The sequence below is a fragment of the Nitrosomonas sp. HPC101 genome (genome assembly GCF_009833125.1).
Classification (GTDB): domain Bacteria; phylum Pseudomonadota; class Gammaproteobacteria; order Burkholderiales; family Nitrosomonadaceae; genus Nitrosomonas.
Genome location: NZ_QRCC01000012.1, coordinates 1 through 25,392, shown reverse-complemented (window position 1 = coordinate 25,392; position 25,392 = coordinate 1). Strand labels below are relative to the sequence as shown.

Below are 25,392 nucleotides of genomic sequence, written 5' to 3'. Positions count from 1 at the left end.
GGTTACGACGAGTATACTTGGATGTGACACAATCTTATCTTGAAAATTCACGCAACAAACATTCAGAATTATGGCACAAGACAATAACAACCTTATCTGGATCGACATGGAAATGACCGGTCTGAATCCGAATACTGACTGCATTATCGAAATCGCGCTGGTTGTCACAGATGCGCAGCTCAACACACTGGCAGAAGCACCGGTACTGGTCGTTTCACAACCGGACAGTGTCCTGGACGGGATGGATAAATGGAACCAGTCCACGCATAGTAAATCCGGCCTGATCGATAAGGTGAAGGCTTCCACACTGAGTGAGGCTGAAGCAGAGTCACGCATGTTGACATTTCTGGAACCCTATATCCCGACCAGCATCTCCCCTATGTGTGGAAACTCCATTTGCCAGGATCGGCGCTTTCTGGCCAGATGCATGCCACAACTGGAAGCCTATTTCCATTATCGCAATCTGGATGTCAGCACACTCAAGGAATTAGCCAAACGCTGGAAACCCGAAATTGTCCAGGGGTTTAACAAACAAGGTAAACATGAAGCACTGGCTGATATTTACGACTCGATAGAGGAACTCAAATACTATCGCCAACATCTGTTCAACATCTGAACACCTCTGTTTCCATCAATTACAAGAAGAGCTAAAAGAATGACTCAACGCACTGAATTTACACTGACAGTCAATCCGAAAATACCCGAACGCCTGGCTCGCCTGGAAGAGCTGGCGAACAATTTGTGGTATAGCTGGGACCGGGCTACACGTGCTCTGTTTTCACGGCTGGATCTACAACTATGGGAAATTGTAGGGCATAGCCCCAAGGCATTTCTCAGGCGAGTAGATGAATCATTGCTACTCCAGGCAGAAAAAGATCTGTCTTTCCTCAGTCACTACAATAGCGTTCTATCTGCTTATGACTCCTATCATTCAGAGCCTTCCCGCCACCAGACCGTCAAGGGACTCAGTGTCCGCGACCAGGTCGCATATTTCTGTTTCGAGTTCGGTTTTCATGAAAGTCTGCCGGTTTATTCCGGTGGCCTCGGTATCCTGGCGGGAGATCACTGCAAAGCAGCAAGCGATCTGTGCCTCCCCTTTGTGGCAGTTGGGCTGCTTTATCGGCAGGGCTACTTCTTCCAGACGATTGATGGCCAAGGTAATCAGCAACCTGTTTACTGCGATTCGGATTTCGAGGATCTGCCCGTAAAACCGGTATTGCATGACGATGGCTCTGAAGTTCGGATATCCGTGCAATTCCCCGGACGGATTATTACGGTCAAAGTATGGCAAGCTCAAATTGGGCATGTCAGTTTGTATCTGCTCGACACGGATCTTCCGGATAATTCCGAATATGATCGCCTGATCACACATCAGCTTTATGGCGGAAACAAAACCATGCGCATTGAGCAGGAAATCATTCTCGGTGTGGGGGGAGTGTATGCACTCAGAGAGATGAATATCAAACCCACAATCTGGCACAGTAACGAAGGTCACGCCGCCTTCATGATGCTGGCACGTGCGCTTGAGCTGGTACGACAAGGATTGGATTTTGCCAGCGCAGCAGAAGCAGTAGCAGTCAATACGATCTTCACCACCCATACAGCTGTTCCGGCGGGCCATGATCATTTCCCGGAAGACATGATGCATCATTATTTTCAGGATATTTGGCACGAACTGAAAATTTCCCGGGAAGAATTCATGGCACTTGGTCACACTTCGAACAACTATGATTTCAATATGACTGCGCTGGCCATCCGTATGTCGCGCATGCATAACGGTGTCAGCAGAATCCACAGAGATGTCTCCGCCAATATCTGCCGGGATTTGTGGCCACAGATCGAGCCGGAAGAAAACCCAATCAACTATGTTACCAATGGCGTTCATGTGCCGACATTCCTGGCACAGGAATGGGCAGATCTGTTTGATCGTCGTCTGGGTTCGCAATGGCCCAACAAACAACACGACCCCGAATTCTGGTCAGGCATTCATGATATTCCGGATCATATATTCTGGAGTGTACGGCAAAGCCTGAAATCGCAAATGTTTTACGGTATCCGTGCACGCCTGACCGAGCAAAATTTACGCAACCATGGCTCTGAAGCCCATCTCGATCGCCTGCTCAGATTTACCGATCCGGTCAACCCGAACATACTGACACTCGGCTTTGCACGCCGTTTCGCCACCTATAAACGCGCCACGCTGCTGTTCCGGGATCTTAACTGGCTACGTAAACTGCTGCTCGACCCCGAACGTCCAGTATTACTCATTTTTGCCGGTAAAGCCCATCCGGCTGATCTACCCGGGCAAGAGCTGATCCGGCGTATCTATCAGATCGCAGATATGCCGGAATTCAGGGGACACATCCTGCTCATCGAGGGATATGATTTGCGCCTTGCCCGACGCCTAGTATCAGGAGTTGATGTCTGGCTCAACAATCCAATCTACCCACTGGAAGCCAGCGGTACATCGGGAATGAAAGCAGGAATCAACGGTACACTTAATCTGAGCATCCTGGATGGCTGGTGGGGTGAAGGCTATGATGGCAAAAATGGGTGGGGCATCAAACCCGTTTCTGAAAATATGGAAGCTTCATTACGCGACGCAGAAGAAGGCCGGGCTTTCTATGAAATTCTGCAGGACCAAGTTATTCCACTCTACTACGATCACGGCAAGTTCGGTTACTCGACCAAATGGGTGAACATGGCCAAACACTCAATGTCCTCCCTGCTGCCACAGTATGGAACCAGGCGTATGGTTGGAGAATATATCCAAAAATTTTACACACTCGCCAGCCAGCAGGGTGCAGGCTACAGCCAGGATAATTTTGCCGTCGCTCAAGAGATTTCCGCCTGGAAAAAACGAATCAGTGCAGCATGGGACGGCGTAAGCATACGAAGGTTAGATACGCCCGGCAAGCAACTTGCATTTGGTGATGTCCTGCATTTTAAACTCGCCGTAAAGTTAAACGGTCTGCGACCAGAAGATGTTGTTGTGGAATTACTGCTCTCGCGGCAATACAATCAAACCAAGCTTGATCAGTTTCAGCATTTCCGGCTGGAATGTACCGGTACCCTCGAATCAAACGAACATCAGTTCGAATTGAGCCACATACCCGAACTGTGCGGCAGGCAACAGTACTATCTGCGTGTCTACCCTCACCATCCGCTGCTGACTCACCCTCTGGAGATGGGCAGGATGGTATGGCTGTGACGGCCGGCCTATTGTTATTTGGTTATGACGGGGCAAGCAGGAGATTGTCGATCAGCCGGACTTTGTCCAGCCATGCCGCACCTAATATGACCAAACCGGAATCGCACACTGTTGCCGGCAGCAGTGTGCATTGTTGACGCACTGCGACATAGTCAACTTTCCAGCCATGCATATTCAACTGCTCAATGGCAGACCATTCCAACTGCGGGAAATTTCGGTTACCCGAAACAATACTTTCCCCAATTTTCCTCAGGCTACGAACCAGTTCACCTGCTTTCTGCCGCTGGATGACATCCAGATAGTTATTGCGTGAGCTGAGTGCAAGACCATCTTCTGCCCGTATAGTTTGACCTGCAACAATGTCCACAGACAAATTCAGCTGGGTAACCATTCTGCGGACAATCTGCAATTGCTGGTAGTCCTTTTCACCGAACACCGCAACATGAGGCTGTACGATATTGAACAGCTTCAACACAACCGTTGTCACGCCACGGAAAAATCCGGGACGACAAGCACCTTCCAGCGTATCTGCCACAGGCGGAAGCAACAACTGAAATTCCTGCGGGACAGGATAAAGTATTTTTTCACTCGGAATGAATACAATATCCACACCACTTTCTTCCAGCAAACGGCAATCGTTCTCCTGGGTACGCGGATAACAGTCATAGTCTTCATGCGGAGCAAATTGCAAACGATTGACAAAGATACTGACGACAGTACAACCAGCACGCTGCCGCGCAATCTGTACCAGAGACAAATGCCCGGTATGCAGATTACCCATGGTTGGCACCAGAGCTATTGAAGTTTCGCATTGCAGCCGCGCACGCAATGGTGCAATATCAGTAATGATTTCCACGTAAATAACTCGTATCGCGTCTGTCAGAACATATGCTCGTGCGCAGGGAACTCTCCGGTCTTGACTGCTTCCACATAATTCCTGACTGCTGACTGAATGCTGTCCGTACCCATCATGAAATTTCTGACAAAACGAGGCAGGGTGCCAGAACTGATGCCCAGCATATCGTGCAGCACCAGAACCTGTCCTGAACACACTGCACCCGCGCCAATACCAATCGTGGGAATAGCAAGTGACCGGGTAATTTCCTCACCCAACGCGGCCGGAATTAACTCCATTACCAGCATGGCCGCCCCCGCCTCCTGCAACAATAATGCATCCTCCCGCAATTGCCTGGCAGCATTTGTCGTTTTTCCCTGGATCTTATACCCCCCAAACTGATGAACAGATTGAGGAGTCAATCCGATATGAGCACAGACCGGAATGCCACGACAAGTCAAAAATTCTATAGTTTCAGCCATATGCCTTCCCCCTTCGATTTTGACCATCTGCGCACCAGCAGACATTAACCGGGCCGCATTCCTGAATGTTTCCTGCGGAGACACCTGGAACGTGCCAAATGGCATATCTGCCAGGATAAATACACTGCGAGTACCGCGCCCTACACATCGGACGTGATAGATCATTTCATTCAGCGTAACCGGCAAGGTGCTGGATTGGCCTTGTATCACGTTTCCAAGCGAATCCCCCACCAGTAAAACATGAATTCCCGCATTCTCCAGTATCAAAGCAAATGTCGCGTCATAACAGGTCAGGGCTGCTATTTTTTCTCCTTTCTGATAAGCACTCTGTAACGTCGAAACGGTGATCCGTTTTGTAACCGGCTGATCCATTAGTTAATTGACCCCGACATTAAAATATTCACGCGCACTGCGCATCTGGTCAATACGTGCCAGCAACAGGTCAAGATCAGCAATGCTGTTTGCCAGATCGATATGCTCGCTGTTCACTATCATGACCGGTGCCCGATCGTACGCATGAAAAAATTGCATATATCGCTCTGCCAACCGTCGCAGATAATCTTCCGATATGTACTGTTCCAGTGCATTGCCACGTTGTCTGATACGCTTGATGAGAATTTCAGGCGAGACCTGCAGATAAATCACCAGATCAGGCACGGGAGCGTCAAGAAACATCTGTTCACGAATCTGCTGGTATAGCCCGTGCTCAAGCTCACTCAACGCCACATCTGCAAACAGCTGGTCTTTCTCAAACAGGAAATCACCCACAATGGATTGTGAAAAACCATTTTTCTGCTGCACTGATTGCAGCTGTTGCCTGCGCTGTAACAAAAAAAACAGTTGGGTTGGCAAAGCATACCGAGGCGTGTCTTCGTAGAATTTCTCCAGAAACGGATTGGCCTCTGGTTGTTCCAGCATGAGTGAACAGTTCAACCGGGTTGCCATATTGCGGGCGAGACTGGTCTTACCCGCGCCGATAGGCCCTTCAATGACAATATAACGGCAACGCTCAAGATTCATGACGATGCAATACACTCCACTAGGGGCTGCTCTACGCACGCAGCCAGACATGCCGCCGCTGAACCCCGCCCCGGAATCACACAATCCGCTACAATTTCCAGCAAAGGTTGCAATACAAAAGTCCGTTCATGCATGCGTGGATGCGGTAGCACCAGTTCAGCATCACTGTGTTGCAGATTTTCGAATAACAGAATATCCAGATCAAGGATACGCGGCGCATTGGGGAAAGTACGCACACGACCGCAGGCATGCTCGATTTCCAACAGCGCATCCAGCAGGTGGTGCGGTGTCAGACTTGTTTCCATCTGCACCACAGCATTGATGAAATCAGGTTGATTGGTATTGCCAACCGGAGCAGTGCGATAAAGTGAAGAGCGCTTTATCAGATGCGAATGTTCCAGCCCGGCCAACAACAATATTCCACGCCTGACCTGATACAAAGGATTTTCCAAGTTGCTACCCAAGGCAATAAAAACCCGGCTGATCGATGCAGAATAAAAATCGAGCGTCATGAAATTTCCGAATGATCAAGAGATGCCGCTTTTGCGCTTTCTGATTTGCCGCTACGGCGACGTCTCCTGCGACGTTTTGTTGGAGTTTCCTGCAGCAACATTGTTTCCCGGACAGTATTATCCGTATTCTTGAACGTTTGCCACCACTGTCCCAGCTCTTCGTCGATTTCTCCGCTTTTACACCGCAGCAGCATAAAATCATAGGCGGCAGGAAAATGCGGATGCTCCAGCAGGCGAAATGGTTTACGACCTGCGCGCGCCAGAAATCTTGGCTGCATGGACCATATATCATAAATAATACCGTCATGTCTGCGCGGAATGGCCAATTGGCGGCGCTGAGCCGCCAGAACACCGCTCATCGCCCGATGTAATGCAGGAATATTTTTTTCACCTGCGTTCAGATGTGTATTCCATACCGTCAGCACTTCATGCCATAACAATGCAGCAAATAAAAATCCGGCTGAAACCGGTTTACCCTGCTGCACCCGCTCATCGGTATTTCTCAGCGCTAGAGAAATAAACCGTTCACCCAGAGGCTGTTCCAGAATCACATCAAGCATCGGCAATAATCCGTGATGCAGTCCACGCGCGCGCAAATCAATCATGCTGTCAGCGCATGGCCAGAAAACAGCAATTTAAGCATCTCGTCAAACAGGCGTGCCGCCGGAACATTCAGTAACAATGGCGCAAGATCACCAATGGGCGCAGCTGTTCTGTCATCGATCTGAATACCCAGTTTGGCAGCAAGGCGTACCGCTCGCAACATCCGTACCGGATCTTCCCGATAACGCTGCCCGGGTTCCCCGATAATGCTCAGCCGCCTTGCCATAATATCTTCAAAACCATTCAGATAATCGATGATCTCTTCTGTGGCAGGATCGTAGAACAAGGCGTTGATAGTAAAATCACGGCGCCTTACATCCTCTTCCTGGCTGCCAAAAAAATTATCATGCAGCAACCGCCCGGTTGCATCAATATAAGCATATTCCTGGTTAGACTGAATCAGATCATCCGCCGCCTTGCCACGAAAGGTGGACACCTCCACTGTTTCTCCCTTACTCATGACGTGCACCAGCCGGAAACGCCGGCCGATGATGCGTGAATGACGGAAGATTGCGCGCACCTGTTCAGGTGTGGCATCGGTGGCAATATCATAATCCTTGGGTTGCAGCCCCAGCAGCAGGTCGCGGACGGCTCCACCCACAATATAGGCAGAATAACCTGCCTGCTGTAAGGCCAGAACAACTTTCAGTGAGCCGGAACTGATACTATTGCGTGAAATTCCATGGCGCTCGCATGTAATGGCCCGAAATGCCGGCGCTGTTGTAACAGAGGCTGTAGAGTTGAAGGAAAAAATATAATGCAGAAATTTACGGATCATGCCTGGATGCAATACTTATGAACGGCAAATTATACACTTGGTAACGAATTAGACTTTGATGAAACATTAGAGAACCTCTGCAAAACTATCTGCATTGCTATTTTTACGTTAATCGTCGGCTCAAAATGCTCATTTATTACGCATAAACTCCACTTTTTCGTCGACTTTTGCCTCGAATTAACCGTCTCGCTAATATTTTCCAGAAGCTCCTTAACCCGCACAAAAAAACGACAAGCGTGCTTTGATCATGTCGCGCCAGGAAAGCGTGACAAAGTGCGTCCCGGCAGCCAACAGTAAATCCTAATCCCGACGGTATCCCATCAATCCCCACACGATCCGGATAAAGTAATAACATATCCAGTTCAGCGAACGTTTAATGCGTGGCCGGTTTCTCCAGGAACGCTGTAATACCGGACAAGAGACTTGCAGCGCCTGTTGCAAACTTCCTTGCAATTCCGTCGCAAACATCCGATCCAGAATAATGATATTGGCCTCACGTGCAAGTAATAAACTGAACGGATCAATATTGGAAGAACCGACGGTAGACCAAAAACCGTCGATAACCGCCACCTTGGCGTGCAGATATCCTCGTCGGTATTCGTAGATACGGATACCAGCATCCAGCAAATGGCCATACAGAGCATGCGTGGCATAATGTTGCAGGCGGTATTCAGACTTCCCCTGCAGCAGAAGGATCACCGAGACACCACGCTGTGCAGCATCGATTAACGCCTGCCGGAAATTCTTTCCGGGTAGAAAATAGGCACTGGCTATGATGATTTCTTTATGAGCCGCCGATATTGCCTTAAGATAGCTGCGTTCAATCCCATGCCGGTTACGCAAGTTATCCCGGATAATCAGCGATGCACGCTGATGACCCACTGGCAGATTGCTGCTTGCAACGGGCGAGTGATCTGTCCAGCGTTTTTTGAAATAAACCCACGCAACCAGCATCCACAGATGTCTTGCCGCAGCGTGAATTTTTCCCAGTAACGGACCAATAATCTGAACAGCATAGTCCAATCGTGGAAATAACGCATCGGGTTCGTAGCAATCATCAATAATATTGATCCCCCCTACAAACGCCACGCTGGCATCCATAACCGCCAGTTTGCGATGCATACGACGCAGGCGGGAACGTTTAAGCCGGAACGAAAAAAACTCCGGCCGATATATCAACACTCGCACGCCTGCCGCAAGCATTTCCTGAATTATCTTTCGGGACAAGCCAAGCGAACCAAATCCATCAATCAGCAGATGGACAGCCACCCCGCGCTGTGCTGCCCGCTTAAGCGCTTCAACAATCCGGATACCGGTTGTATCACATTGGAAGATATAGGTTTCAAGATGAATTTCCTGCCTGGCTGATTCAATGGCCAATTCAAGTACCGGAAAATATTCTGTGCCAGAATGCAGTAGCGTTATACGGTTTCCCTCGACAAAATCGGGCAAACTCATTTACGTACGATTTGAGCCAATAGCGCGGCATGATCTGAAATGCGGGACCAGGGACGATTATGAAAAATCCGGGCGTTTTTCACCTGAAAACCACGGATATAAATTCTGTCCAGCCGCAGCAGCGGCAAAACGGAAGGAAAGCTGCGTGCTGCCTTACCCTGCACATGCTGAAAAACTTCAACCAGATTCAAACGATTCGCCAGACGTTGATTTGCCACACCTCGCCAGTCATTGAAATCCCCCGCAATCACCAGTGGTGCATCAGGCGACACCAGCTGCCGGATACGCCTTTCTATGGCATCCAGCTGCTGATATCTTCCGTGCTTGAACAATCCAAGATGCACGCAGATACAATGCAAGGTATCTTTCCACCCGGGAATAACCAGCTCGCAATGTAACAATCCGCGACTTTCAAACCGGTGCGCTGAAATATCTTCATTCTCCCAGTTTGATATGGGAAAGCGGCTAAGAATGGCATTACCATGATGACCATGGTCATAAACCGCATTTTTTCCATAGGCAAAATCCGACCAGACCGTGTCGGCTAGAAATTCATACTGGGCATCTCCCGGCCAGTCCTGGAAACGACTGGCGTGCAACGTATGCTCCCCGACCACTTCCTGCAAAAAAACGATATCGACATTCAGGCTGCGTAAATAGTCACGTAATTCATGCAATATCACACGCTGATTGAAAAACGACAGTCCTTTGTGAATGTTATAAGTTGCAATACTTAATGTCCGCTCGGACTCACACACCGCCCTGCTATCGGAAACAACATCAGTTCCATGGCCGGTGGGTAAAGCAGATAGTCCGGCTGTAGACATTATTTTGAAACCTCAAGCATCTTTTCAAGCGTTAATTTGGCTAAACTGGCTTGCGGTTCCGGAACACGAATCTGATTCACCACACGGCCCTCGACCAGATTTTCAAGTGACCAGGCCAGATGCTGTGGATCGATCCGCGCCATGGTCGAACACATACATACCATCGGTGACATGAACTGGACAATTTTACCTTCGGGCTTGAATTCCTCGGCGATGCGTCCAACCAGGTTCAATTCCGTTCCAACCAGCCAGCGAGTACCGGCTTTTGCTGCCCGGATGGTATTGATAATGTACTCGGTTGATCCAACAAAATCGGATGCTTTGCATACCTCGAAACTGCATTCCGGATGTGAAATAACCAGTCCATCCGGATACTGATTGCGGAAACGGAGAATATGCTGTGGCTGAAACATTTGATGCACCGAACAATGTCCCTTCCATAACAGGATCCTGGCTTTTTCAATCTGTTCTGCTGTCAACCCGCCCATGGGTTCGTCAAAATCCCATACCGGCATTTCATCCGGCGACAACCCCATCTTGTATCCGCTCCAGCGCCCCAGATGCTGATCAGGAAAAAACAACACTTTCTCACGCCGGGCAAATGCCCATTGCAAAATCTTGACAGCGTTACTGGAAGTACAAACAATCCCGTCATGCTGTCCGCAAAAAGCCTTCAGATCAGCGCTGGAATTAATATAGGTTACTGGCGTCACCGTCTTGTCCGGATCGCCGAGCACCTCCGCCAGCTCGCGCCAGGCCCGCTCCACCTTAGTCAAATTGGCCATATCCGCCATGGAGCAGCCAGCAGAAAGATCAGGCAAAATGACAGTCTGCGCGGGGCTGGAAAGAATATCTGCCACTTCCGCCATGAAGTGCACCCCGCAAAACACCAGAAAATCAGCGTCAGTCTGTGCTGCAAGGTAAGAAAGTTTCAGTGAATCTCCAGTCAGATCAGCATGCCGGTAAACATCTGCACGCTGGTAGTGATGCGCTAATATAATGGCGCGCTTTCCCAGCTTCTGTTTGGCTGTGACGATTCGTTGCGTACATACTTCATCTTCTAATAATTCGTAGTTTTCGAAATCGATTGCATGTGCTTGCATAATCAACCCAGCTTTATTTATTGTGAAATACGACCGTAATCACATTAAGATACTTATTTAAGCAAAAAATGCAAATTAAAAAGTCTGTTCTGCAGCGCCACTACATTCCTGCCGAAAATAAATATCGCCCGATCAAAAAAGCGGGGGAAGCAAGCCATGTTCGTAATAAGGTCCATGTGTAAAATGTTTTAACATGAAACGCTCACTACTCTTGAGGCCATCTGTATGGTTGGCTGTTTTGCTTCTGCTTCTGCTTACGCTCTGGCTGGATAACGCTCTGCAACGTCCGGGTCTGCAGCAGAGCAGCGATTTGCAACAAGAGGTAGACTACATCATTGAAAATCTTGACGGAATACAAGCCAATCATGAATTCGGGCGAAATCGTTTTTTCTCGGCCGACAAACTGACTCACTATCAAACAGGAGACATAACACGGCTGGAACATGTACGTTTCACCAGCATAGAACCGGACAAACCACTGCTCAGGGTGACTTCTGATCGAGCTGAATTGACTGAGGACGGGAATGATATTTTTCTGACCGAAAATGTTGCCATTATCCGGGGAGAGGATCTGGATCAGGATAAAGTAACCATGCTGACTGATTTCCTGCATCTGATTCCGGATACCGACATCGCCCAAACCGATCGACCAGTCACTGTAATAAGAATGAATAGCGTTCTCAATGCAGTCGGACTGTTTATGAACAATCAGACAGGTGAAATTCTGATGCAATCTCGAGTCAAAGCACGTGATGAACGTACGCCACGCTCATCCCGCTAGAAACGTTACACCGGTACAGATTTCGATTTCTCCGGTTTTCCATTTTACTTTTTGTATTATTGGTTTATGCAATTTCAATGTCTGTTTCTAAGTTTGTCCCTCACGTTTTTCTCAGCCGCTATCCTGGCTGAGCGCGCAGATCATGACAAACCGATCCATCTGGAAGCCGATCGCGCTACCGTTGAGGATTACAAACAAAAGGGCGCGTTTCGTACCAGTACATTTACCGGAAATGTCATATTGACCCAGGGAACACTGATTCTACGGGCAGATAAAGTCGTTATGAAGGAAGATATCACGGGGTACCGGCACGCTACAGCGTATGGCAACCTGGTCAGTTATCGCCAGAAGCGCGATGGCGTTGATGAATACGTCGAGGCGTGGAGCAGACGCGCAGAATATGACAACAAAACCGACATAATAGAATTATTTGGAAGCGCACGACTGAAACGGGGTATTGATGAAGTAGAGGGAGATTATATTTCCTATGACATAGCAAGCGACTTTTTTCAGGTATTTGGCCAGCCCCAGCCTGAAAATGATAAAAATTCCGATCACAGAGTACGTGCTGTCATTCAACCGAAAGCGAAACAACCTGATGCAGAAACAGCAAAATAAAACTTCAGAAAACGAACCATCACCCATCCGGATGAAGCATATGAGTGAATTGCGTGCGGAAAATCTGAAAAAAAAATATCAATCACGCACAGTGGTCATGAATGTATCTTTTTCTGTCCGCAGCGGCGAGGTTGTTGGTTTGCTGGGCCCCAATGGAGCAGGAAAAACAACCTGTTTTTACATGGTAGTTGGATTGATTCCATTGAATGGAGGGGAAATATTTCTGGATAAACACAATCTGAGCCAGCTGCCGATTCATCAGCGCGCCCGGCTGGGATTAAGTTACCTTCCCCAGGAAGCTTCAATTTTTCGCCGGCTCTCGGTCGAGGAAAATATTCTTGCCGTACTGGAATTACAGCACTTTCAGAAAGATGAAATACAGCAGCATCTGGACGGGTTATTGCACGACCTGCATATTGGCCATCTACGTGAAAGTTCCGGCATGAGCCTATCGGGCGGTGAACGCAGGCGCGTGGAAATTGCACGAGCATTGGCATCCCAGCCACGCTTCATCTTGCTTGATGAACCTTTTGCCGGTGTAGATCCTATTGCTGTCATGGATATTCAAAGAGTCATCGGTTTCCTCAAATCACGCGGAATTGGCGTACTCATCACAGATCACAACGTCAGGGAAACTCTGGGAATTTGTGATCGCGCCTATATCATCAGTGAGGGAACCGTACTCGCCAGTGGGGCGCCTGATGAAATCATCAATGATGGGCGTGTCCGAGAAGTCTACCTGGGTGAGCATTTCAGGCTCTGAAAACATGAAGCCGACTCTGCAACTCAAGCTCTCCACCGGCCTCACATTGACACCACAACTGAAACAGTCAATTCAGTTGCTTCAGCTATCCACGCTTGAACTCAATCAGGAAATCTCGCGCATCGTCCAGGAAAATCCTTTACTTGAGCTGGATGAAGGGATCAGCCGGGAAGAATTTGAAACCGAAGGACAGGATTCTTCATTAGCATCATCAGATTTAACTGCTACAGCAGAAACTGACGGATTTCCGGATACTGGAGAAAATACTGAAACCCCGAACGACTGGTCAGATAATGCATTGTATACAGACCAGGAATATTTTTCCGACACGCGCAGACGGCGTGATGAGGAACATGATCAGGATTATGCCCATCTGGTTAGCAAACCTGTCAGCTTGCGAGAACATCTGCTCATGCAAATCAGTTTGAGGCAACGTTGCGAACGAAAAAAGAAAATCGCCGCACTGCTGGTGGACAGTCTGGATGATGACGGCTATCTTGCCCAGGATCTGGGAGAGCTTGCCAGATTGCTTCCGGCTGAACTGGAAATCAGTATCGCTGACCTGGAGTCCGCTCTGGCTTATGTTCAGCAACTGGATCCGCCCGGTGTGGGAGCACGCAATCTGCGGGAATGTCTGTCCATACAGCTCCTGGCATTATCGGATACAACACCGCTGCGAGAGGAGGCACTCAAACTGGTTAATGAACATTTGGAAAGTGTTGCTGCCAAAAATTTTCCGTTACTCAGGAAAGTGCTTGGTTGCGATGATGCCTGCTTACAGTCAATTTACCAATTGATTACTCAACTCAATCCCAAACCTGGTGATAACTTCAACGCGACGACAGCACGTTATGTCATACCAGACGTGATTGTGACCAAATCGGATAAAGGCTGGGCAGTACAACTCAACCCCGACTCGGTTCCCCGTGTACACGTTAACCATTTATATGCCAGCATCCTGAAAAGCCATCGCAATGAAGTAACCCAGCCTCTGATGGAACAGCTGAAAGAAGCCCGCTGGCTGATCAGAAATATTGACCAGCGCATGGTTACCATATTCCGGGTCAGTCAAGCAATTATTGCGTGTCAGCAAGCTTTCCTGGAACAGGGTGAAACGGCTATGCGCCCCTTGGTCATGCGTGAAATTGCTGAAGTTCTTGGATTGCATGAATCAACTATTTCTCGTATCACAACCCAGAAATATATGTGGACACCACATGGAATCTTTGAACTCAAATATTTTTTTGGCAGCCATATATCCACTGAAACCGGTGAGGTACACTCAGCCATAGCCATTCGTGGGCTTATCAGGCAGCTCATCCAAAATGAGGATCGTAAAAAACCGCTGAATGACAGTCAGATTTCGCAAATACTCGCGCAACAGGGTATTGTTGTAGCCCGCCGCACTGTTGCAAAATATCGGGAGTTCATGCATATTCCTCCGACTAATTTGCGTAAAATTCCCTGAAAAAATCAGCTGATCACAATGCAATGAAACAAAGGTGAAGAAGCACAGTTTACAAATGACAGTGCACGCTCCAGATCCGATTTCAGGATAGCAGACAGATACTTTCAGGACTTTCCATGGTACTCTTGAACACAATCCTCTCATACAAGGAGAAATAATGAATTTGAATCTCACCGGTAATCACATAGAAATTACGCCCGCTATGCGTGACTATGTTGTATCCAAAATTGAGAGAGCCACACGCCACTTTGACAACATCATGGCCATTAATGTGACCCTTTCCGTGGAAAAACTCAAACAAAAAGCCGAGGTCACGGTTCATTTGCGGGGCAGAGAGGTTTTTGTCGAAGCCGATGGCACCGATATGTATGCTTCAATTGATAGCCTGGCGGACAAACTGGCTCGCCAGATCCTTAAACATAAGGAAAAAAATATCAAACAACGCAATGATCAGGGTGGACTGAAAGACCAGGAATTTGAACAATCCGAATAAGTCCGTCTGCCATCTCCTCATATATCTGTAAAGGGTTACGACAGCAATGGCGATAGGATTACTAAAAACAGGATTGTCCTGATCAGCAACCCACTATAGCTATGTTGTCCACGAGACAGAAAACTGGCCTGCAAAACAACAGCAGGTTCTGGCGTATTACAGCCAGCGACATAAAAACGTTCTGTTTCTAATAAAAAGCATCACCTAATTTCCTAAAGTGGTTTCAATCTCCATGAATCTCATTACTCAATTATTGCCGGAATCCAATATTATTATTGATCTGGATGTGACCAGCAAAAAACGTGTATTTGAGCAAGTTGGTCTGTTATTTGAAAATACACTGCATATTGCGCGCAGTCAGGTTTTTGACAGTTTGTTCGCACGTGAAAAACTCGGATCGACCGGGCTTGGCCAGGGAATCGCCATCCCACATGGTCGGATCAAGGGACTGCGCGAAGCAGCTGCAGTGCTGGTCAGAATGAAGGAGGCCATCCCTTTTGATGCCCCGGACGGCCAGCCTGTTAGTATTGCCTGCGTCCTGCTGGTACCGGAAAAAGCAACAGATCAGCATTTGATGATACTGAGTGAACTGGCACAAATGTTCAGTAATAAAAACTTCCGCGAAAAACTGCTCCACGCCCAAGATGCCAAAGAAATCCACCAGCTCATCGCCGAGTGGACACCTGAACATGTCTCAGGTTAGCGTCACACAACTGTTCGAAAAAAATAAGGAAAAATTATGTCTGCAATGGGGTGAGTCGCCACCCGCTACAGACAGGCAGCTTGAGAATCACCTGATCACCAGTTCGACGCAGGAACTGATAGGCCATCTCAACTTCGTTCATCCCAACTGGATACAGGTTCTAAACCAGACATCCGTCAAATATCTTGAACAGCTTGACGATTTTTCTCTGCAAAAAAGACTGAACCAGCTGGCCAGAAGTCAACTTGCCTGTTTAATTGTGGCGGATGATGCGCCGATTCCATATTCCATCAGGCAGTTTGCAAATGAACAATCCATCCCATTAATTCGTTCAACAATCGCCAGTCTTGAGATTATCTGGGGATTACAAACCTATCTTGTACGAGTACTGGCACCTGTCATCAGCCGGCATGGTGTACTACTGGATGTACTCGGGATGGGCGTCATGATCACTGGAGAGAGCGGTGTCGGTAAAAGCGAGCTTGCTCTGGAACTTATCAGTCGTGGGCATGGTCTGGTCGCAGATGATGTTGTCGAATTACGCCGCATCGGCCCTGAAACGCTGGAAGGTAAATGTCCGCCGCTACTGCGCGACTTTCTCGAAGTACGCGGACTGGGCATGCTGAATATCCGTACCATATTCGGAGAAACTGCAATTCGTCGGCATAAAAATATGAAGCTGATCGTACAGCTTGAAAAAACGGCTGGCAGCAATACTAATGTTTACGAACGACTGCCACTGAGCAATTTTAATGAAATTATTCTGAACGTCAGTATCCGCAAGGTAACCATTCCGGTTGCCGCTGGTCGTAATCTGGCAGTATTGGTAGAAGCGGCCGTTCGGAATTACATTTTGCAGTTGCGAGGAATCGACAGTACCCGAGAGTTCGTTTGCCGCCACGAATCAGAAATGAACGGGAACACTGCGGAACATTTCGATGATCCTCATACTGAATAAAGTAAAATTCACCATAAACTGCCCCGCAGTCATAACATCTCCATTAGAAATATTCTGGCAAAAATGAGTTATGGCAAAGCGAAACCAAACAGTTTACAGACGGTAATCTGTGTATTTCAGACCCGATTCAGGCAAAAACATAATGGTAGCCGTTCTGCAGCGTTTTACCGGAGAAATATGAGTAAAAAAACAATTACCATTGCCTTGACTGGCGCATCCGGCATGCCATATGGCATTCGCCTGCTGGAGGTACTTCTGCAGCAAGGTCATCAGGTCTATTTACTCTATTCGCAAGCAGCACAAATCGTGGCACAACAGGAAATGGCACTCACGCTCTCTTCCCGCCCCAAGGAAACAGAAATTTTTCTGAATGACTATTTTGATGTTGAGCCAGGCTTACTTAGGGTTTTTGGCCGGGAAGAATGGTTCGCGCCGGTTGCTTCCGGCTCCAACCCGGCCGATGCTATGGTGATCTGCCCCTGTACCATGGGTACTTTATCCGCTGTTGCGGCTGGCATGGGACAAAAATTGATTGAACGTGCAGCAGATGTCATGCTAAAAGAGCAACGCAAACTTATTCTTGTTGCTCGGGAAACTCCCTTTTCCATCATCCATCTGGAAAATATGCTAAAACTTGCACGCAGCGGTGCAGTGATACTTCCCGCTAACCCCGGGTTTTATCATCTACCTGAGAGCATTCAGGACGTCATCGATTTTATCGTTGCACGTGTACTTGATCAGCTTGGCGTAACGCATACTCTGATACCTCGCTGGGGAGATAGTGAACAGCTCTAGTGCCGGAATCTATTTTCTCCAGATATACACTCAACTCTGGAAATAAAATCAGTCGGCTAATCCCCGACAAAACTGTTTCGGGATGCACAATCGGCCACTGACAGTGGCACAAGGCCAGTATCCGTTCTGAACAAAATGAGTTGTTCTGTCACAATATAATCCATTGGAATATCGTGTTGCTGCGGATAAATCGTTGGCAGGCGCAACATCTCAAATGCCACACCAATAACGAGCGGACGCGGATTCATCGCTGCAAGTGTGCGATCGAAATAACCACTGCCATAACCAAGCCGATAACCCTGTTCATCAAAACCAAGCAATGGAATGATAATACTGTCAACAATAATTTCCCGGGTGTTGTCAGGAAGTGGTATTCCGTAAATATCTTTTTTCATCGGCACTCCTGGCCACCATTCAATGAATCTCAATGGCTCTTCTTTTCCGATCACCTCTGGCAAGGCAAGAGTAGCACCGCGCGTTTTCAAGAATATCATGGCCGGTACCGGATCATATTCACCTTGGTGTGGCCAGTAAAAACCAATCTTTTTATTCTCAAGAACAGGAAATCCTTGTGTCAGTGCAACGGTAATTGCTTCATTCCAGAGCATGCGCTGCGCTGTCGGAATCTGCTGGCGCAATTCACGCAAACGAGTACGCTGCCGTTGTTTCCAGTGTCGGGAAGTTACATCATTCATGTATACAAGACTGGAGTACAGGTTGAGTCATTAACAACAATTTTTTAACGGGAGCAGGTATTGCCTGTTGCAAAGCTTCCTCGATTGTCAGCCAAAGACAATCATCTTTCCTGCTGCTTTCTTCACACACAGGTTGATGCATGACTGATTGCAGCAATTGTGGCCGAATGATCAATTTAAAATGTGTAAAAGTATGTTTCAAATGAGGAAGCTCAGTCAGTTTTGTTGCGCGTAGATACAGATTCTTTTTACAGTAATCAATGCCATCCTGATCGACAGTAATTTCCGGAAAACACCATAACCCCCCCCAAATACCGGAAGCTTGTCGTTTTTTCAGCAGAACCTGTCCTTGATTCAGAAGAATCAAATGTACAATTTCTTTAACAGGAAGTATTTTCCTGGGCCTGGGAACAGGCAGAATAGCTGTCAGATCATTTTGGTAAGCATTGCAATCAGCCTGTAACGGGCAATACTGACAACATGGTTGAGTACGTACACAGATCAACGCCCCCAAATCCATCAGCGCCTGGGTATAGGACGTCATGGTTTCGTGATCTTCTCCAACGGGTAATAAGCCTTCCGCCAGGTGCCATAACCGTTCTTCAGTTATTTTCTCGCCCGGGTATCTGTTGACACCGAAATAACGCGCCAGAATACGCTTAACATTTCCGTCAAGAATCGTGCAGCGTTCTCCAAATGCAAAAGCAGCAATGGCTGCTGCAGTAGAACGACCAATTCCCGGTAATTGCTGGAGTGCAGCAACGTCCCGTGGAAACATACCGTTATACTGCTCCATGAGCATACATGCTGCCCGGTGCAGATTACGCCCACGTGAGTAATAACCCAGGCCACTCCATAATGTAAGTACTTCCTCAACCGATACACTGGCAAGTGATGCAACGTTTGGAAAAGCGGCCATGAAACGTTCGTAATATGGAATAACTGTGCTGACCTGGGTTTGCTGCAACATAATCTCTGATATCCATATAGCATAAGGATCCCTTGTGCCCTGCCATGGCAGAGAATGCCGTCCGTATACAAGCTGCCATTGGATCAACCTGCTGGCAAAAGGAGCTGATCTGACGACCGAAACCTTGGGCCGTCCGACCGTTTGCCGAATCATTTATCTGATAACCAATCAGATTTCCTTATCATCATTTTTTTCCATATATTTTCCCAACAAGAGCGCTTGCAGGATAATGAAAACAAACATCAATCCCATGAAACCAAACAGTTTGAAATTTACCCAAGTATCCGTCGAATAGTTGTAGGCAACATAAAGATTAATGGCTCCCATTGCACCAAAAAAAACCGACCAGCTGGTATTGAGCCTAATCCATATCGGTTCGGGCAATTTGACCTGATCCTTCATCATGACTCTGATCAGGTTCTTCCCAAACCCTCTGTACGCTAACAAGAGAATAACAGCAAACAACCAATACAGCACGGTAGGTTTCCATTTGATAAAAGTTTCATCTTGCAAGATCAGTGTTGCGCCGCCAAAAACGATGATGATTGCAAGACTCACCCATAACATATTGTCAACCTTACGATGGCGCAGCCATACCCAGCCAATTTGAGCAAAAGTAGCGATAATGGCAACCGCTGTCGCGCTATAGATACCGTAAACTTTATAAGTTGCAAAAAACAGGATTACAGGAAAAAGATCAAAAAGAAATTTCATTCAAAATACCTCTAATGTTACCAATGTAATCATACTTAGAACCGGCTCAAGATCTCGACCAAGGAAGATATAGAATGAAAAGCCGGAGCACATTCAAAATGTGAGATTCGAGCTCGTTTTTAACGTCGCAATGCACCTTCAGTGGAATCTTGAACGAAGTTCCAGAATTTGCATACTACCTATAATCAAAAATATTTACTTTATGATGCAGTTGAATTGGCCATGGATGACGCATCCAAAGAATCCGGATCTAACAGCTGGTCAGCAAGATCTAATATGACCGGACGCGATGAAAGAATAAGAACCGTGTGATTATTGAGTAACCTATGCAGCGCACGCATCAAGAAAGCACTATCGGTATCGAAACAGGTGTTACTTTCATCCAGAATGACAATACTCGGATTCTTCAATAGCACCCGCGCAATAAGAATACGCTGGCGCTGGTCATCAGAAAGCACAAAGTTACATTCTTTGAGTTTCGTTTGCAGGCCATGTGGCAGCTTACAAATAAATTCCATCGCCTGACTGGCATGTGCCGCTGTAGTAATCTCTATCTCATTACTACAGCGCACACTACCATAGGCAATATTCGCCGCGACCGTGTCGTTTAAAAGCTCTTCATCCGGAGCAATCCAGGCGATATTGCTACACAACTCGGCATGACTCATCTGATTAAGATTTTGATCATCCAGTAAAATTCTGCCGGTTGATGGTTGCTCGAAACCACAAACAAGATCTGCAAACAACTGATTAATGCGAATATTCTGATTTATTAACGCAATTTTTTTTCCAGAAGGGATTTCAAGGTTAAAGCGAGAGAGCCAGAGATTTCTTGGGTAATCCTTATAACTGACCTCTTCAAATCGCAATTTTCCCTTGGCACGCCCAATCTGAACTGCATGGCGGTTTTCAGCAGTCGTTTCAAAATCCTGATCCAGCAATGAGAAAATAAGATACAACGCTTCACTACATTGCTTCAGCAACAGACCGACACGTAGCAATCGTTCCAACGGGTAAACAAGCATTAGCCCTGCCGTAAAAAATGCAACAGCATCCTCTACGGCTAATTGATCCAAGGTAAGTTGTTGCAAAAAATAGTAAAGAAAGCCTGTAAGAGTCCCTATCAGAAGAATGGAGGCTAACAATTCCAGCAATCCCGTCTGGTGGATTTGCTTCAGTGATACAAGCTGCAATTGTTTGAACATACTCCGGATATGCCCGACCTCCTGTTCATCGCCTTTATTCAGAAAAATAATTCTGCTATGTCGCAATGTTTTGGATATTACTTTGGAAACTTCACGCTGCTTCTGATCTAGGATATTTCGCTGATGAGCATTAATGTGCAATATTTGCCTGATAAAAAATGCTGCAACCAATGCAGTTAATATGAATAATGTTATATCCGGGTTGAGCCAGATCATTATTGAAAGCAGCCCGACCGCAACCAGTAAATCTCTGGACAAACAGATTCCAAGCGAGATAGCGCTGTAATACAGATTTTTTATGGATTTGAAGAAATATGAAGAAATTGTGTCTGCAGAAAAACTGGAACGAGCCAGCGGTAATATCAGTAACTTCTTGATCATCTCCGTACGTATATCCAGTATAAACCTGTCAAGCAAGCGATGAATCACATAATATCCTGACCAGCTGGCGATGACGACTGTCATCAAAAGCACTGCCAATACCAACGGAAATACTTGGAGTAATTGCCGGTTACCTCCTGGCAATATTTGAATAAATAGCTGCCCTGCTATCAATGGAATCAATGAAGCGGACAGAGCAACTAAACTGCTAATAATAATGATTAATATAAAAGATGTCCGATGAGATCCATTCCAGGTTAAGAAGCGCCTCAGTAGTTCAATTTGAGTCACCGGTCGCTTATCTGACATCGCGAAAAGGTAAGAATGGTAAAATCAGCGTAACACGCAAACCGTATCAGGTTACGATAATGTTGATAATAGTTTAGCGATTATATGACAAGATAGTAGCTATTAAGCGTTTTCGGGCAGAAAAAACAGAAAAAGCAGGGTATCTTAAATCACCCTGCTTTTTGTTATTTTAGAGCTTACTACGAATGGACAGCGCTCTTAATCCTCTTCGTCAGTATCACTCTCACCCTGTTCCGCAGAAGATTCGTGCTCATCATGGTCATTATTGGAAGCACTTTCATTACTCTCCGCATCTTCGTGGTGATGTTCATGCGTTTCTTCTTTAACATCGGCAGGTGATGATCCTTGAACAAGCGATGTAAACCGGGCGACATTTGTTTTATTGTTCTGTACCACTACGAAAACAGACACAACTGTTTCCGGGGTTATTTTAAAGTCACCTGTTCCTTTCATGAAATTTGAAAAAATGGGAACCAGTTGTACTGAAACTTTTTTTCCGTCCTTATCAAAAATATTTGCTTTTGCTGACCCACCTTTGGCAAGGACCTCATTATTATTATGATCCGTTATATACAGGCGTAATTCCCCATCCTTTGCCAGTAATTCAAAGTGATACGGGCCTGCCGCAAGCAGTTGCCCGCCATGCGCCCCTTTTACAGCGCTGGAACCTTCATTTGAATGTGCCCACACCGAACCGGTCAACAAAACAATTAAACCGGAAAAAATAACACCAACTAGAAAATTTTTCATAACCACTCCCTCTCACAATTAAAAATTGCTCTACAAGCTCTACAATTTTGTTAATTAAACCTACTCAAATAGGTCCACCAAAACTCTTTTTTCTAAGGTTTTCCTTGCTAAAATTAGTGTGCATAACTATGTGGCTGTGACAATATCTCCTTTTCCTGATTAAGTTGTTGAAGTTGATCGGTAAGTAATGCTAAATTATCCCAGCCTGATTGATCCATCGAAGGTATCCAGCGGGCACGTAAGTAGCCAAATCGATCAACAAGAAACTCCATATGATCAGGTATATTACCTTTTCCTAGAATATCAGGATACTTAAGGGTCCGTCTGTATAAGATATAACTGTTTTTTATTTCAAGCCATCCATCCCTGACTACTTCAAGAGAGTTATTTGCGGCAAAGTCAGCTATTGCTGTCTCACTGTATTTATTCAGAGGAACAGCGAGTATAACAGTATTTAAGTTTTTAAATTTTCCATGACGTTTACTTAACTCTTCCAATCGTTTCAAAGAGTCAGGCCAGCTAAAAAATGTCAGTAAAACATTTTTATTGTGTCGATATTCTTTAAGTGTACCGATAGCGTCAGCATAGGTTGTAAACTGGAAATCTGGCGGCATCGTTGAAAGTTTATGTGAAACAATCGTGGGACCTAACCACCTGAGCTGATAACCACTTGACATTGCTTGAATATAGTTAACAGTATCCCATCGATCTTCCTCCTCCAGACTTTCAGAAAACCCCGGCATGCCTGCTTCTTTAATGCCATAGCTTATCCAGTGAAAAAAGTCACCAGCAGTATGCTTCGTCGTATATAAATCAGTAAGCAGATCTGCAGGCATCTTCGGCAAAGTTTTAGCAAGAATACCATTGCCCCTTCCCTGTGGCCCATGGCAGCTGGAACAAAGCTCAGAAAAATGAGCTGCTCCGTTTGAAATTGAAATTGCATCAAATGGAACAGACGCATCCCGGTATGTTTCAGGGTACGCATCCACAGCAAACTGAGGGAGCGTGACAGCTGCGCAACCTAATACCAAGGCTATTATCACTACATTATACTTTTTAGAGCGCCTGCCTCCTTTTATCCCCAACAAGAATAAACCAACCGCCGCCGTAAATAACCCCCCCCCCAATACCAGAAAGAACTGAACACCCGGATCTTCCCATGTTCCCGCTCCTAAAGTTCCGTCTATCGTAAAACGGAATGAATAAGGCCAATTCTCGACCACAACATGCTTAGCGGGCATTGAATTGGAAAGAATTGTCGCAAATAACACAAGTAATAGTGCAAGTACGAATTCAATTCGAACCCATGTCCTCAGTTTCTGCACACCTACACCGGGAGCATCTCCAGCATAATCATGATTATCTGTCCGAACAGTTTTATGCGTTAATTTAGGAAGTAAGGTATTCTTTTGCTTGTTTTCTCTTTCAATACCAGCGGAATCAAGCGAATCACAAACACGTTCGAATGAAGGAAGCCATCGTGATCTCGCTTGGAAAGCTATTAATAGAATGATCACCAATAGAGAAATTTTAATGATCAATGCCCAACCATAAGTGCTTGCAACCAATGTATGGTAGTGATCCTCAACCATTCGATCTGTCAGAACCAAGCCCGTCAATACAATTGCAACCATCACAGGCAAAGCAATGAAGGAAAACTTTTTAAGACTTTCCACATTCAAAATTAATTGGGCACCTTTTTCCTCACAACGACGCCGATCAAAAATAATCAATAGAAATGCAGGCAGTGCACCAAACCACACACCAGCCATCAAAATATGAATGGCGTAAACAGGAGCATAAAACAAAAAATTTTCATCCGAACCGGCATGGCTTACCATGATAGAAGCTATCAAGGGTAAAGATGCCAAGCCTGCAACCATAACGTAATGCCACCTGCTCCGTTCACGTTTCAGGAAAATAAATATAGCCGCGCCCAGCAAAAACAAAGCTGATACTGCACGTACTGCCCACATATGCCCCATACTGGTATTCTGGACAACTTTTATCCATGCAGCAGGCACCCATACATTTGATTCAACACCCGTTGCTTTTCCTGTAGTCGTTGCCAAAATCCCCACGAGACCCGCTAAAACTATACAGGCCAGCAATGGAAATAGTTTTTCCAAACGGGAAACCCAGGAATTACTAAATAATTCCTTTCTTGCACCTGCTATGGCCAAATAAGTACAACTGCCAAGCAGTATCAGATTAGCAACAAGCTGTGACCAGCGGACGAGTATCGCAACAACTTCCATTACTTTTATTCAGCAGTTTTGTTTTCCCTAACAGTAAATTTGTATTCCGAATCCAGAACATGTCCATCTACTGACAACACCCGAAATTTGACTGTATATCGCCCCCCCACTAATTCCGGCAGATCTAAATAAACAGATTTTGGATCATCTGGATATGCCATGGGTTTTTCTTCCGTTAAGACCTTATTATCTGCATCAAGCAGGGAAATTGAAGCGTAATCAGCTTCAATTTCCTCATTGAACCATAGTCTGATCTGCTTAGGCGGAGTAGTAAGTGCAGCTCTACGCGCAGGCTCAGCTTTAACCAGTTCGGCATGTGCAAATACAGTATCTGGATGTAACATCAAGATCACCAACCCAAATCCCAGAATCACTGTACTTATCTTCACCATAGCAGCTAGTTTCAACGTAATGAATTTAAAATAGTTATTTTTTATCATATCTCTACCTCATTGATAATTAAATAAAAACACACAAATCAGGATTATCGCTCATTGAAAAAATGCTTACTTTGATGTTACTGTACAATCGATTTTTCTAAATATTTTTTTCTTTTTTCTTTTTTGCTGAGAAGAAGAAATATCCAACGCCTGCGATGATGATCAACAATGGCCAGAAATACATATTCATTTTGAATTTACCTCCTGTTCCCACAGCAAAAGGGAAGCGCGACACATGTTCTGTTTGATTGTCTTTAACTGT

24 protein-coding genes and 1 pseudogene are annotated in these 25,392 nt (G+C 46.2%); 10 read left to right on the top strand and 15 right to left on the bottom strand.

The genetic code is table 11. From position 1 onward, the window contains the following. Window positions 1–70: 70 nt before the first annotated feature. Together orn and glgP are read left to right on the top strand one after the other, a co-directional pair. On the top strand, window positions 71–616 hold the full coding sequence (gene orn / locus ABO04_RS09350) for an oligoribonuclease (protein ID WP_160810410.1): 546 nt from the start codon (window positions 71–73) through the stop codon (window positions 614–616). 39 nt (window positions 617–655) lie between these two features. Continuing rightward, window positions 656–3,211 carry an alpha-glucan family phosphorylase gene (glgP, locus tag ABO04_RS09345; RefSeq protein WP_160810409.1) on the top strand — a complete coding sequence of 852 codons (2,556 nt, stop codon included), beginning with the start codon at window positions 656–658 and terminating at the stop codon, window positions 3,209–3,211. A 22-nt stretch (window positions 3,212–3,233) separates the two neighbouring features. On the opposite strand, the gene panC is transcribed toward glgP, so the two are convergent. From panC to nadA, 8 genes and pseudogenes are all read right to left on the bottom strand, one after another. Next, entirely contained in the window at window positions 3,234–4,067 is an 834-nt protein-coding gene (gene panC, locus ABO04_RS09340; protein ID WP_160810408.1) for a pantoate--beta-alanine ligase, read from the bottom strand. Between the two features lie 23 nt (window positions 4,068–4,090). Further along, window positions 4,091–4,900, bottom strand: a complete 810-nt coding sequence (panB, locus tag ABO04_RS09335; protein WP_160810407.1) for a 3-methyl-2-oxobutanoate hydroxymethyltransferase — start codon at window positions 4,898–4,900, stop codon at window positions 4,091–4,093. A gap of 3 nt (window positions 4,901–4,903) precedes the next feature. Next, a complete protein-coding gene (locus ABO04_RS09330) occupies window positions 4,904–5,548 on the bottom strand; it encodes a deoxynucleoside kinase (RefSeq protein ID WP_160810406.1) in 645 nt (214 codons plus the stop codon). Beyond that, window positions 5,545–6,060 (bottom strand): 2-amino-4-hydroxy-6-hydroxymethyldihydropteridine diphosphokinase, encoded by a 516-nt coding sequence (folK, locus tag ABO04_RS09325; RefSeq protein ID WP_160810405.1) that lies wholly within the window; start codon window positions 6,058–6,060, stop codon window positions 5,545–5,547. Before folK ends, ABO04_RS09330 begins: the two co-directional genes overlap by 4 nt. Continuing rightward, window positions 6,057–7,441, bottom strand: a pseudogene (gene pcnB, locus ABO04_RS09320) (polynucleotide adenylyltransferase PcnB). Before pcnB ends, folK begins: the two are co-directional and overlap by 4 nt. 300 nt (window positions 7,442–7,741) lie before the next feature. Further along, on the bottom strand, window positions 7,742–8,899 hold the full coding sequence (gene clsB / locus ABO04_RS09315) for a cardiolipin synthase ClsB (protein ID WP_160810404.1): 1,158 nt from the start codon (window positions 8,897–8,899) through the stop codon (window positions 7,742–7,744). Next, window positions 8,896–9,657: an endonuclease/exonuclease/phosphatase family protein gene (locus ABO04_RS09310; RefSeq protein ID WP_160810489.1), complete on the bottom strand. Its 762-nt coding sequence runs from the start codon at window positions 9,655–9,657 to the stop codon at window positions 8,896–8,898. The genes clsB and ABO04_RS09310 overlap by 4 nt, the downstream gene beginning before the upstream one ends. A 68-nt stretch (window positions 9,658–9,725) precedes the next feature. After that, window positions 9,726–10,829: a quinolinate synthase NadA gene (gene nadA, locus ABO04_RS09305; RefSeq protein WP_160810403.1), complete on the bottom strand. Its 1,104-nt coding sequence runs from the start codon at window positions 10,827–10,829 to the stop codon at window positions 9,726–9,728. A 193-nt stretch (window positions 10,830–11,022) separates the two neighbouring features. On the opposite strand from nadA, the gene lptC reads away from it, so the two are divergent. The 8 genes from lptC to ABO04_RS09265 all read left to right on the top strand — a co-directional run bounded on the left by lptC (window position 11,023) and on the right by ABO04_RS09265 (window position 17,408). Further along, complete coding sequence (lptC, locus tag ABO04_RS09300; protein ID WP_160810402.1) at window positions 11,023–11,610, top strand: LPS export ABC transporter periplasmic protein LptC; 588 nt, start codon at window positions 11,023–11,025, stop codon at window positions 11,608–11,610. 66 nt (window positions 11,611–11,676) lie between these two features. Further along, window positions 11,677–12,228 (top strand): lipopolysaccharide transport periplasmic protein LptA, encoded by a 552-nt coding sequence (lptA, locus tag ABO04_RS09295; protein ID WP_160810401.1) that lies wholly within the window; start codon window positions 11,677–11,679, stop codon window positions 12,226–12,228. A 40-nt stretch (window positions 12,229–12,268) separates the two neighbouring features. Then, complete coding sequence (lptB, locus tag ABO04_RS09290) at window positions 12,269–12,991, top strand: LPS export ABC transporter ATP-binding protein (RefSeq protein WP_160810400.1); 723 nt, start codon at window positions 12,269–12,271, stop codon at window positions 12,989–12,991. Between the two features lie 4 nt (window positions 12,992–12,995). Further along, a complete protein-coding gene (locus ABO04_RS09285; RefSeq protein WP_160810399.1) occupies window positions 12,996–14,459 on the top strand; it encodes an RNA polymerase factor sigma-54 in 1,464 nt (487 codons plus the stop codon). A gap of 157 nt (window positions 14,460–14,616) precedes the next feature. Further along, window positions 14,617–14,952, top strand: coding sequence for a ribosome-associated translation inhibitor RaiA (gene raiA, locus ABO04_RS09280; protein ID WP_160810398.1), 336 nt, complete (start codon window positions 14,617–14,619; stop codon window positions 14,950–14,952). Window positions 14,953–15,184: 232 nt separating this feature from the next. Beyond that, window positions 15,185–15,655 (top strand): PTS sugar transporter subunit IIA, encoded by a 471-nt coding sequence (locus ABO04_RS09275; protein ID WP_160810397.1) that lies wholly within the window; start codon window positions 15,185–15,187, stop codon window positions 15,653–15,655. After that, window positions 15,642–16,613, top strand: a complete 972-nt coding sequence (hprK, locus tag ABO04_RS09270) for an HPr(Ser) kinase/phosphatase (RefSeq protein ID WP_160810396.1) — start codon at window positions 15,642–15,644, stop codon at window positions 16,611–16,613. Before ABO04_RS09275 ends, hprK begins: the two co-directional genes overlap by 14 nt. A 177-nt stretch (window positions 16,614–16,790) precedes the next feature. Continuing rightward, a complete protein-coding gene (locus tag ABO04_RS09265) occupies window positions 16,791–17,408 on the top strand; it encodes a flavin prenyltransferase UbiX (protein ID WP_160810395.1) in 618 nt (205 codons plus the stop codon). 56 nt (window positions 17,409–17,464) lie between these two features. Here the strand turns inward: ABO04_RS09265 and ABO04_RS09260 are convergent, their stop codons facing one another. The 7 genes from ABO04_RS09260 to ABO04_RS09230 form a co-directional block, all read right to left on the bottom strand. Further along, window positions 17,465–18,103: a 5-formyltetrahydrofolate cyclo-ligase gene (locus ABO04_RS09260; protein ID WP_160810394.1), complete on the bottom strand. Its 639-nt coding sequence runs from the start codon at window positions 18,101–18,103 to the stop codon at window positions 17,465–17,467. After that, window positions 18,096–19,226 (bottom strand): A/G-specific adenine glycosylase, encoded by a 1,131-nt coding sequence (gene mutY, locus ABO04_RS09255; RefSeq protein WP_160810393.1) that lies wholly within the window; start codon window positions 19,224–19,226, stop codon window positions 18,096–18,098. The genes ABO04_RS09260 and mutY overlap by 8 nt, the downstream gene beginning before the upstream one ends. A gap of 15 nt (window positions 19,227–19,241) precedes the next feature. After that, window positions 19,242–19,787 (bottom strand): septation protein A, encoded by a 546-nt coding sequence (locus ABO04_RS09250; RefSeq protein WP_160810392.1) that lies wholly within the window; start codon window positions 19,785–19,787, stop codon window positions 19,242–19,244. Between the two features lie 200 nt (window positions 19,788–19,987). Further along, window positions 19,988–21,682: an ATP-binding cassette domain-containing protein gene (locus ABO04_RS09245; protein ID WP_160810391.1), complete on the bottom strand. Its 1,695-nt coding sequence runs from the start codon at window positions 21,680–21,682 to the stop codon at window positions 19,988–19,990. Window positions 21,683–21,880: 198 nt separating this feature from the next. Beyond that, a complete protein-coding gene (locus tag ABO04_RS09240; protein WP_160810390.1) occupies window positions 21,881–22,432 on the bottom strand; it encodes a hypothetical protein in 552 nt (183 codons plus the stop codon). Between the two features lie 113 nt (window positions 22,433–22,545). Further along, window positions 22,546–24,690 carry a CopD family protein gene (locus ABO04_RS09235; RefSeq protein WP_160810389.1) on the bottom strand — a complete coding sequence of 715 codons (2,145 nt, stop codon included), beginning with the start codon at window positions 24,688–24,690 and terminating at the stop codon, window positions 22,546–22,548. 5 nt (window positions 24,691–24,695) lie between these two features. After that, a complete protein-coding gene (locus tag ABO04_RS09230; RefSeq protein ID WP_160810388.1) occupies window positions 24,696–25,130 on the bottom strand; it encodes a copper resistance CopC family protein in 435 nt (144 codons plus the stop codon). Between the last annotated feature and the right edge of the window lie 262 nt (window positions 25,131–25,392).